The sequence below is a fragment of the Streptomyces sp. NPDC042364 genome (assembly GCF_056437585.1).
Genome location: NZ_JBWKAJ010000053.1, coordinates 1 through 2,223 on the forward strand (window position 1 = coordinate 1; position 2,223 = coordinate 2,223).

The following is a 2,223-nucleotide window of genomic DNA, read 5'->3' on the forward strand; positions in this document are numbered from 1 at the left end:
CCTACGCCACACCGCCCGCGACTGGCGAAGGCCCCTGGTCGCCATCGGCATCACCGGATGAAACCGGACAGACCTCGATCATGCAAGGGACCCTGGCTGACCAGCGGACTCGCCTGCCCCTACGAGAAGAGGATCCAGCCCGGAGCAGTGGAACCCGGCGTTCACCCGAGACGACACCCGGGCCTTCGACCTGCCCAACCTCAGCCATCGACAACGAAATGGGCCGCCGACTTCGTCGACGGCCCATCAAGAAAGATCGAGGCTAGCCGGGAACGCGGTTCGACCACCATTACTCAAGTTCACCGAAGCAGCCGTTGAACCGCTTCAGGCCAATCTGCGCCGGAATCATTCCTTCAGCATCCGCAAGCGTGTTCATATTTGCCAGGTTCATGATCTCAAACCGGCAATCGACAGGGACGGGCATGTCAAGACGAAGAAGGAAATCCATTACCAGAGACGTTGCCAGCGGCCTCTCCGCGCTGGCCCTCACTCTGACTTCCCTCTCCGTGAGCCAAGCATCCGCCGCGGAGCAAGATTGCATCCCCAATGACGGCATACTCAGCGTCAACGACCTAGCCGAGGGCGCCTCAGTCCTCGAATGCGACGCTATCGGGCGAATTGTTCGCCATGGCGGCGTTGGTGTCACCGTCCCCAAGCCCGGCAACGCCGTCAGTGTCAACGCCATCTTCGTCGGCGGTGAGGAGTCTGGTTTCACGCTGGAAGTCGCCCCCGACGGCACTGTCTCCTACGACCTCAGCGAAGCATCCGTGGAGTCCTCCACGGCAGGGAGTGACGTACCGGACGACCTGTCCGACATCAAGGTCGCGGATGACGACCTGACGGAGGAGGACGACTCCGTCGAAGCCGACGCGCCCGACAACTCCTCAGTCGGCGAAGCGGAGGTCGCCGACGTGGACAGCCTCAGTGCTGCTGGTGCGTGCAGCGACAGCACCTACAGGACGGCAGACCGCAAGGAGTACGGGACATACAACTGGTACGTCGGTGACGGGGGCCTGCCGGGTGGAATGTCCAAGAACACTGCCTTGTGGACGTTCTACGAGGCGCTGGACAACATCACCGAAAGCAACAACAACTGTGGCATGAGCGACCAGGTCGACGTCAACAAGGCGAACTTCCTCGCCTACACCAAGTACGAGGCCGACATCAATACCAACTCTGACTGCACTGACCGTGACGGGCTGAGCACTTGGGACGGGGGCGATCTCAAGGACGGCATTGTCGCCACCACTTGCTCCTGGACGTGGCCCACGCCTGGTGTCAAGAACGACTTGCGCGAAGCCGACGTTCGCTTCAACACTCACGACGAGGACTTCACGAACAAGCCGACCTCAAGGTGCTCGGAGAAATATGACATCCGCTCCGTCGGTACTCATGAAGCCGGCCACATCTTCGGACTCAAAGATCTCGGACCCGGTCACGAGAATCTGACCATGTACGGGTCCTCGGACCCGTGCACCACGAAGTACAGGAGCCTCGGCAAGGGCGACGTGCTCGGACTGAGAAGCATCTACTGAACGTCCTGGAAAGGGGAAGTACGAGCCCATGAACACTCGCGTTCGGATTCTGAGTGTACTCCTAGCAACGGCCGCCGCAGTGCCCGTCACGGCCAGCTGCAGCGCGTCGAGTGACGGCGGGGAAGCGGACGCTGTATGCGCCTACCGCGTCGAGTACAACGGGAACACCTACGGCACCATCGCCAACGTCAAGTTCGAAGCCGGCGACAAACTCGGCACTGCAACCGAGCCGCCATGCAAAGACACCTCAAACGACGACAACCAGGACAAGCCAGGAAAGACCCAGGCTTACGCGGTGCAGGGACTTGATCCGGAGACAGCCATCGCAGTGGGGGATTCCCCAGCAGAGGCAAAGTTCGTGGTCGTCAATCCCGGCAAGAGTCTTCCACCCGAGGTACAGAAACTCGTCGGCCAGGGGTGACAGGTCAAGCATGGCGGCGTGTCTTGCCGACGCGCCGCCGCGCTTTTCTGCGACAGCTGTCCCACTCGGTCATCTCGCCGAGTGCGTACGGCGCGGCCACCTCCATGTAGGCGGAATCGGCGGCAAGGTCATCGACGAGCTTCCGAATCGACGGGTTCGGGGTCGTTCGCCTCCCAGGGGCCGTTGCATGATCACGTTTCGTCTGGAGTGTCGTGCTGGCCCGTCCTTGGAGGGGACATCCCGGTTCGGGCAGGGGGCGGACGCAGC

At 61.8% G+C, this 2,223-nt stretch carries 2 protein-coding genes; both read left to right on the top strand.

Going from position 1 to position 2,223, the window contains the following annotated elements:
• Nucleotides 1–368: 368 nt before the first annotated feature.
• Nucleotides 369–1,535: a zinc metalloprotease gene (locus tag AC067N_RS38845; protein ID WP_478683673.1), complete on the top strand. Its 1,167-nt coding sequence runs from the start codon at nucleotides 369–371 to the stop codon at nucleotides 1,533–1,535.
• Between the two features lie 28 nt (nucleotides 1,536–1,563).
• Nucleotides 1,564–1,956, top strand: a complete 393-nt coding sequence (locus tag AC067N_RS38850; protein ID WP_478683674.1) for a DUF6281 family protein — start codon at nucleotides 1,564–1,566, stop codon at nucleotides 1,954–1,956.
• Nucleotides 1,957–2,223: the final 267 nt, after the last annotated feature.